This window comes from Cetobacterium sp., from assembly GCF_048470075.1.
Lineage (GTDB): Bacteria > Fusobacteriota > Fusobacteriia > Fusobacteriales > Fusobacteriaceae > Cetobacterium_A.
Genome location: NZ_DBGBQB010000229.1, coordinates 1 through 7,871, shown reverse-complemented (window position 1 = coordinate 7,871; position 7,871 = coordinate 1). Strand labels below are relative to the sequence as shown.

Annotated in this window: 7 protein-coding genes and 1 riboswitch; of the genes, 5 read left to right on the top strand and 2 right to left on the bottom strand. The window is 33.5% G+C overall.

Going from position 1 to position 7,871, the window contains the following annotated elements; all coding sequences use genetic code 11:
- Positions 1 to 7: 7 nt before the first annotated feature.
- The 5 genes from ACMOUI_RS08120 to ACMOUI_RS08100 all read left to right on the top strand — a co-directional run bounded on the left by ACMOUI_RS08120 (position 8) and on the right by ACMOUI_RS08100 (position 5,619).
- Complete coding sequence (locus tag ACMOUI_RS08120) at positions 8 to 721, top strand: basic amino acid ABC transporter substrate-binding protein (RefSeq protein ID WP_418965225.1); 714 nt, start codon at positions 8 to 10, stop codon at positions 719 to 721.
- An 11-nt stretch (positions 722 to 732) separates the two neighbouring features.
- Positions 733 to 1,935 (top strand): argininosuccinate synthase, encoded by a 1,203-nt coding sequence (locus tag ACMOUI_RS08115; RefSeq protein ID WP_418965224.1) that lies wholly within the window; start codon positions 733 to 735, stop codon positions 1,933 to 1,935.
- Positions 1,936 to 1,973: 38 nt separating this feature from the next.
- Positions 1,974 to 2,149, top strand: a riboswitch (Lysine riboswitch).
- A gap of 97 nt (positions 2,150 to 2,246) precedes the next feature.
- Positions 2,247 to 3,449: an aspartate kinase gene (locus ACMOUI_RS08110; protein ID WP_418965223.1), complete on the top strand. Its 1,203-nt coding sequence runs from the start codon at positions 2,247 to 2,249 to the stop codon at positions 3,447 to 3,449.
- 13 nt (positions 3,450 to 3,462) lie between these two features.
- The gene (locus tag ACMOUI_RS08105; protein WP_418965222.1) at positions 3,463 to 4,446 is read left to right on the top strand and encodes an aspartate-semialdehyde dehydrogenase; all 984 of its coding nucleotides are present in this window, start codon (positions 3,463 to 3,465) and stop codon (positions 4,444 to 4,446) included.
- Between the two features lie 12 nt (positions 4,447 to 4,458).
- Positions 4,459 to 5,619 carry a pyridoxal phosphate-dependent aminotransferase gene (locus tag ACMOUI_RS08100; RefSeq protein WP_418965221.1) on the top strand — a complete coding sequence of 387 codons (1,161 nt, stop codon included), beginning with the start codon at positions 4,459 to 4,461 and terminating at the stop codon, positions 5,617 to 5,619.
- 22 nt (positions 5,620 to 5,641) lie between these two features.
- Here the strand turns inward: ACMOUI_RS08100 and ACMOUI_RS08095 are convergent, their stop codons facing one another.
- A complete protein-coding gene (locus ACMOUI_RS08095) occupies positions 5,642 to 6,289 on the bottom strand; it encodes an N-acetylmannosamine-6-phosphate 2-epimerase (RefSeq protein WP_418965220.1) in 648 nt (215 codons plus the stop codon).
- A 9-nt stretch (positions 6,290 to 6,298) separates the two neighbouring features.
- Positions 6,299 to 7,792 carry a PTS transporter subunit EIIC gene (locus ACMOUI_RS08090; RefSeq protein WP_418965219.1) on the bottom strand — a complete coding sequence of 498 codons (1,494 nt, stop codon included), beginning with the start codon at positions 7,790 to 7,792 and terminating at the stop codon, positions 6,299 to 6,301.
- Positions 7,793 to 7,871: the final 79 nt, after the last annotated feature.

The following is a 7,871-nucleotide window of genomic DNA, read 5'->3' as shown; positions in this document are numbered from 1 at the left end:
GGGTATTATGAAAAAAATAGTTGGAGTTTTTTTATTTGTTTTAATGGGGACGATTTTATTTGCTAAAGAGGTTTTATATGTGGGGACAAATGCTGAATTTGCACCTTTTGAATACATGGAAAATGGGGAGATTGTTGGATTTGATATTGAACTGATAAATAAAGTTGGGGAAAAAATTGGTAAGGAGATAAAAATAAAGAATATAGCTTTTGATGGATTATTACCAGCACTTCAAACAGATAAAATAGACTTGATAATTGCAGGAATGACAGTAACAAAAGAGAGAGAGCAATTTGTTGATTTTTCAAATGATTATTTTATAGCAAATCAAGTGATTATAGTTCCAGAGAACGAAAGCTCTATAACTGATGTGGACTCTTTAAAGGGAAAAAAAGTTGGAGTTGTACTTGGGTATACAGGGGATCTAATGGTCTCTAAAGTGGAGGGGGTTGATAAAGTACAATACAATTCAGCTCCAGCCTCCATTATGGCATTAGCTGGAGGGAAAATAGATGCTATGATACTGGATTCAGCCCCAGCTCAAAGCTATATAGCTAAAAATAAGGGATTAAAAATAGTGGAGCTAGATAGTGAGGTAGAGAAATATGCCATAGCGGTTGGAAAAGATAAAAAGGAGTTAGTTGAGCAGATAAATAAAGCTTTAGAGGAGATAAAAACAGAGGGAATTTATGACGAACTAATAATAAAATACTTTAAATAGGAGGAGAAAAAATGAAAGAAAAGGTTATTCTAGCATATTCAGGGGGATTGGATACATCAGTTATAGTGCCTTGGTTAAAGGAGAACTATGACTATGAAGTTATTGCAGTTGCAGTAAATGTTGGTCAAACAGAGGATTTTAAAGGGATTGAAGAGAAAGCATATCTAACAGGTGCAAGTAAATTTTATCTGGTGGATAAAGTTGAAGAGTTTGTGGAGGAGTATATATTTCCAACACTTAAGGCTGGAGCTATATATGAAAATAAATATCTATTGGGAACGTCGATGGCAAGACCTGTAATTGGAAAAGCATTGGTTGAGATAGCTCATAGAGAGGGAGCGAAGTATATTGCTCACGGTGCCACTGGAAAAGGGAATGACCAAGTGAGATTTGAACTAGCTGTAAAGGCTTTAGACCCATCTTTAAAGATAATTGCTCCTTGGCGTATTTGGGATATCAAATCGAGAGAGGAGGAGATTGAGTATTTAGAAAAGAAAGGGATAATGCTACCATTCCCTAAGAAATCTCCATATAGTAGAGACGAGAATTTATTCCATGTGAGTCATGAAGGATTTGATTTAGAGTACCCATCAAAGGAACCAAATTATAAAAATGTTTTACAGTGGGTAAAAACATTGGAAGAAGCTGATGAAGAGGCTGAATATGTGGCAATTGAGTTTATAAAAGGTGTTCCAGTAGCACTAAATGGTGAGAAGATGAATGGAGTGGACATCATAAAAAAATTGAATAAAATAGGTGGAAATCATGGAATAGGTGTACTTGATATGGTGGAAAATAGATTGGTAGGTATGAAATCCAGAGGAGTTTATGAAACTCCTGGTGGAACAATTTTATTCTTTGCACATGAGGAGTTGGAAAGACTATGTTTAGATAAAGACACCTATCAGGAAAAGATAGCACTGGCTCATGATTTTTCTAAATTGGTTTATAATGGACAATGGTTTACAACTTTGAGAAAGGCTATAACAGCTTTTGTAGATGTAACTCAGGAGTTTGTAACTGGAGAGGTTAAGTTAAAATTATATAAAGGAAATATAATTTTAGCAGGAACAACTTCACCATTTACATTGTATTCAGAGGAGTACTCAACCTTTGAAAAAGATAGTGTTTATAACCAAAAAGATGCAGAGGGATTCATAAATCTTTTTGGACTACCTATAAAAATAGAGGCACTACTAAGAAAAAAGTTTTGACATTTGAAAAAAAATATGATATTCTGCCTTAAATTAATATTTTTGATAGAGGTTGCGAAATTTATAAGTAAACAGATTGAGATTAGTGGATCAAAGAGATCTGTTGAAAGGAAAGTTCGCCGAAGTTCAACCATTCCCACTAGGAGAATTGAGCTGGGTGTATAAAGAATATTTATACAACTGTCACCTTAATAGGTGTTGTGCTATCGTGGATTATTCTTTTAAGCTAACATAGTTGAATGAGATTTTTTAACGATAGTTATTTTTTAACTATCGTTTTTTTATTATTAATATCATCCAAGGAGGAACTAATGAGAGTAGTAAAAAAATTTGGTGGAAGCTCAGTTGCAACAACAGAAAAGATAAAAGATATAGCTAGAGATATAGCTAAAAATTATAAAGTTGGAGATGAAGTTGTAATAGTTGTTTCAGCTATGGGAAAGACAACAGATGAATTAATAAAGTTAGCTAGAGAGATTTCAAATACTCCAGATGTGAGAGAACTTGATTCACTTTTATCAACGGGAGAGCAAAAATCAATAGCTCTTTTAAGCATGGCTTTAAAAGAGTTGGGACATAAGGCGATATCTTTAACAGGGGCTCAGGCTGGAATAAGAACAGGTGGAGTGCACACTAAGAATAAGATAGAGAGTATAAAAATAGATAGAATAGAAAAACATTTAAAAGATGGGAAAATAGTGATAGTAGCTGGATTCCAAGGGATAAATGAAAAAGGAGATATAACTACATTGGGAAGAGGAGGTTCAGACACAAGTGCTGTGGCTTTAGCAGCGGCTTTAAAATGTGGATGTGAGATATATACAGATGTTACAGGAATATATGGAGTAGACCCTAGAGTTTATAAAAATGCTAAAAAACTTGAAAAGATTTCATACGAGGAGATGATGGAGATGGCAAATTTAGGTGCAGGAGTAATGGAAACAAGAGCGGTTGAAATAGGGAAGAAATATGGAGTTAGAATCTACGTGGGTCAAACTTTAGGAGTTGAAACAGGAACATATATATGTGATAATAATGAGATAATAGAAAAAAAAGCTGTAACAGGAATATCAATAAATAAAAATGTGATAATGGTTAATTTAGAAAACTTTTCTGCAATTCCAAAAAATGTTGCAATTATATTTAATAATTTAGCTAAACATAGTGTCAATGTGGATATGATCTCTCAAAATGAGGTAGAAAATATAAAAGGAAGTATAGGGTTTACTTGCCCTTTAACAGATGAACACTTTCTAAATGATTCATTGGAAGAGATAGCAAAGGAGATACCAGAGATTGAGGTTACAAAAAGAACAGGAGTTGTAAAAATATCCCTAGTTGGAATTGGAATGATTAGTAACTTTGGTGTTGCAGCAAAAGTCTTTGAGGTATTAGCTGAGATAGATTCATCATTTTATCAGTGTACGACATCTGAAATTTCTATCTCGTTAATTGTAAAAGAGTCTGATACAATAAAAGTAGTAGAAAAATTAGCAGAAGTATTTTCAATATAATGGAGGGACTAAAATGTATAATGTAGCAATAGTAGGAGCAAGTGGACTTGTAGGAGGAACTTTTTTAAAAGTTTTAGAGGAGAGGGATTTACCAATAGATAATTTATATCTTTTTGCTTCAGCTCGTTCAGCTGGAAAAGAGATTGTTTATAAAGGAAAAACTTTAATAATAGAGGAACTTACAGAGAATAGTTTTGATAGACCAATAGATATAGCTCTATTTTCAGCTGGTGGAGAGATCAGTAAAAAATTTGCACCAATAGCGAGTGAAAAAGGTGTTATAGTAGTGGATAATAGCAGTGCTTGGAGAATGGATGAGAGTGTTCCATTAGTTGTTCCAGAGGTAAACCCAGAGGATATATTTAAAAATAATGGAATAATAGCCAATCCAAATTGTTCTACAATTCAATCGGTAGTTCCACTGAAAGTTATAGATGACCTATATGGAATAAAAAGAGTTGTTTATTCAACTTATCAAGCTGTATCAGGAAGTGGAATAAAAGGGATAGAGGATCTACAAAGAGGGTTGAGAGGAGAGGAGCCAAAGACATATCCACATCCAATAGTTAATAACTGTTTACCTCATATAGACTCATTTTTAGAGAATGGGTATACTAAAGAGGAGGAGAAGATGATAAATGAAACTAGAAAAATTCTAAATAAAAAAAATCTTCCAATAACAGCGACTTGTGTTAGAGTACCAGTTTTAAATGGACACTCTGTTTCTATAAATGTTGAGTTAGAAAAAGATGTGGATTTAGAGGAGTTAAAAGCTAAGTTTAGAGAAACTGAGGGAATAGTTTTACAGGATGATATAGCAAACAGTGTATATCCATTATCCACTGAAGTCAGTGGAAAAGATGAAGTCTATATAGGGCGTCTAAGAAAAGATTTTAGTGTAGAGAAGGGATTAAACCTTTGGGTTGTAGCTGATAATATAAGAAAGGGAGCTGCAACAAATGCGGTACAAATCGCCGAAATTTTAATGAAAAAATAGTTAGGGGGCAAAATGCTAAAAGTAAATCCAAATTTAGATAAAATAGAGATATCTGTTATAAGAAAAATAGCTGAAGCTTGTAAAGAGTATGAAGGGGGAGAAAAAACTTTAATTAACTTAACAATAGGAGAGCCAGATTTGCCACAACCTAAAAAAATAATAGATGAAACTATTGAATATATGCAGAGTGCAAAATTAGGTTATCCACAACTAGGTGGAATGATTGAGTTAAGAGAGGAGATTGGGAAATACTATAGGGAAAAATATGGTTTAAGCATAGAAGCTGATGAGATAATTGTAACTGTTGGGAGTACAGAGGGACTTTCAACAGCTATAAAAACTATAATACTACCAGGGGATGAGGTTTTAACTCCACTGCCAGTATACCCAGGATATGAGCCTTTAATAACACTAGCTGGGGCTAAGTTAGTAAAAATAGATACATCAAATGACAACTTTGAATTAACTGTTGAAACCTTAAAAAAATATATGACACCAAAGACTAAGGCCATTATTGTAAACTATCCATCAAATCCATCTGGAGTTATAATCTCTAAGGAAAATAGAGATGATATATTGAGATTTGCTAAAGAGAATCATCTATATATAATAAGTGATGAAGTTTATAGTGAGATTATATTTGGTGAGGAACACAATAGTTTTTTACAGGATGAATATAGAGAAAATGTTATCTTAATCAATGGATTTTCAAAATCCCACTCTTTAACAGGGTGGAGAATAGGATATGTAATAGCGAGTAAAAAAATGAGAGGTTACTTAATAAAAGTACATCAGTATGCGGTAACATCAGCCAGTGCAATCTCTCAAAAAGGGGCACTTACAGCTTTAAAGGAGTGTAAGGATATATCTTCCCAAGTTGAAATCTATAAAAAAAGAGCTGAAAGTGTATATAAAAAATTAAAGGATGCAAATATATTTGCCATTGAACCAAAGGGTGCAATCTATATATTTATATCACTGGAGGGTATCACAAACTTAACATCTTTAGACTTTGCTAAAAAACTTTTAGAAGAGGAAAGAGTGGCAGTAGTTCCAGGAATAGCTTTTGGAATGGATAACTATATAAGAATATCTCTAGTAAAAGATGAGGATATTTTAAATGAAGCTATAGATAGATTTATTAACTTTGTAAACAAAAAAGATAGAGAGTAAACTCTATCTTTTTTATTAAAATTTAAAAATTAACTTTATTAACTTCATCAGCAAATTTTTTAGTGATAAGTTGTGGTCTAGTGATAGCTCCTCCAACAACAACAGCATAGGAACCTAATTCCATTGCCAATTTAGATTTTTCTGGGGTATCAAAGTTCCCCTCTGCTATTATAGGAGTTTTACACTTTGATATAAGTTCTTTAAGAACATCAAAGTTATTTAATCCCTTAGATTGTTCTGTATACCCAACTAAAGTTGTTCCAATGTAATCAAAACCTAACTCTTCAGCACGAATACCCTCTTCTACAGTGGATATATCAGCCATAAATTTTTGATTTGGATAGTTGACCTTTAAAGATTTTAAAAGATCTAAATCGGCATTGATAGTTGCATCAAGAGCTATAACATCAACCTCAGTGGCAATAAGCTCATCCAACTCCTTCTTTGTAGGGGTAATATATGAAACCATATTCTCATAATCTTTTTTTATAATACCAATAATAGGTAGATCAATCATTTTTTTAATTTCAAGAATATCTTCCACTCCATTTGCTCTAATTCCAACTGCACCACCCATTTGAGCAGCGATAGCCATTCTTCCCATTATAAATGGACTATGTAAAGGCTCGTTCTCCAGTGCTTGACATGATACAATAAGACCTCTTTTCATAAAATCCTCCTAGTTGTTATTTTCTATAATTTCATTTATTTTTTGTTTAATAGGATCTGCCATAGCTCCGAAAATAGCCTGTATTCCACCTTGTACCTCTAAAACTCCAGCAGCACCAAGACTCTTTAACTTCGCTTTATCCACCTTTGAAACATCTTTAACAGAAACTCTAAGTCTTGTTATACACGCATCAACATCATCTATATTTTCCTTTCCACCAAGAGCGGCTAAAACCTCTTTTGATGTTTCAAAAAGAGAGTCTTTAGTGACAACCTTAATCTCTTCATCATCCCCTTCTCTACCAGGAGTAGCTATATTAAAACGCTTGATTAAGAATACAAAAGAGAAATAATATAGAGCGAACCAGATAGCTCCAATTATAAGAACATACATCCAGTTTGTAGCTTCATTTCCTTGTAAAACACCAAATAGAGTGAAATCTATTAATCCTCCAGAGAATGTATTTCCAATAGAGATATTTAAAAGATCAGCTACTAGGAAAGATAAACCATCAAAGAAGGCGTGAACTCCATATAACCAAGGAGCAACAAATAAAAACATAAACTCTATAGGTTCAGTGATACCTGTGATAAAAGATGTTATAGCAGCCCCTAAAAATAGACCTCCAACAACTTTTCTTTTATTTAAAGGTGTGCAGTGGTACATAGCTAAACATGCGGCAGGTAGACCAAACATCATAGTAGCAAAACGCCCAGCAAAGAATCTAGTTCCCTCAGTAAATAAACCAGCATGATTTGGGTCAGCTAGTTGAGCAAAGAAGATATTTTGAGCTCCAACAATAGTTTTTCCTGCAACTTGAGCAGTTCCACCAAGTTCTGTATACCAAAATAGAGGGTATATCATATGATGTAGTCCAACAGCTCCACTTAATCTTAAAAGAAAACCATAGAGGAAAGTTCCAAATACACCTAAACTAGCGATAGATTTTCCAGCTGAAGTTAACCAACCCTGGAATGTAGGCCATGTTAGGAAAAATATTATACCAATTCCAATGGCTGTAAAAGATGAAACGATGGGAACAAATCTTGAACCACCAAAGAAACCAAGAACAGCAGGGAGTTTAATATCACTATATCTGTTGTGTAAGTAAGCTACTAAAGAACCTATAACAATAGCCCCAACAACTCCTGTATCAATAGACCCAACCTTAGGGTTAAAAGCTGTAATTAAACCTTTTATAGAAGCATTCATAACTAAAAAAGCAACAGCACCAGCTAATCCAGCTGTTCCTTTATCTTTTTTAGCAAGTCCAATAGCAAGCCCAATACACATAATAAGAGCTAAATTAGCAAAGATAACCTCTCCAGAAGCGGACATAACCTGTAAAATACCCTGTAAAATTGGGATATTTAGAAATGGATAAGCGTTAACTGTATTTGCATTGGAAAGAGCTCCTCCAATTCCTAAAAGTAGTCCAGCGGCTGGTAAAATAGCTATTGGAAGCATAAAAGATTTTCCAATTTTTTGTAAATTTTTGAACATTATAACCTCCTGTTACATAAAACATTTTCATAAACATATACACACATGAAAATAATTTTCATCTTATATAGTATGAATA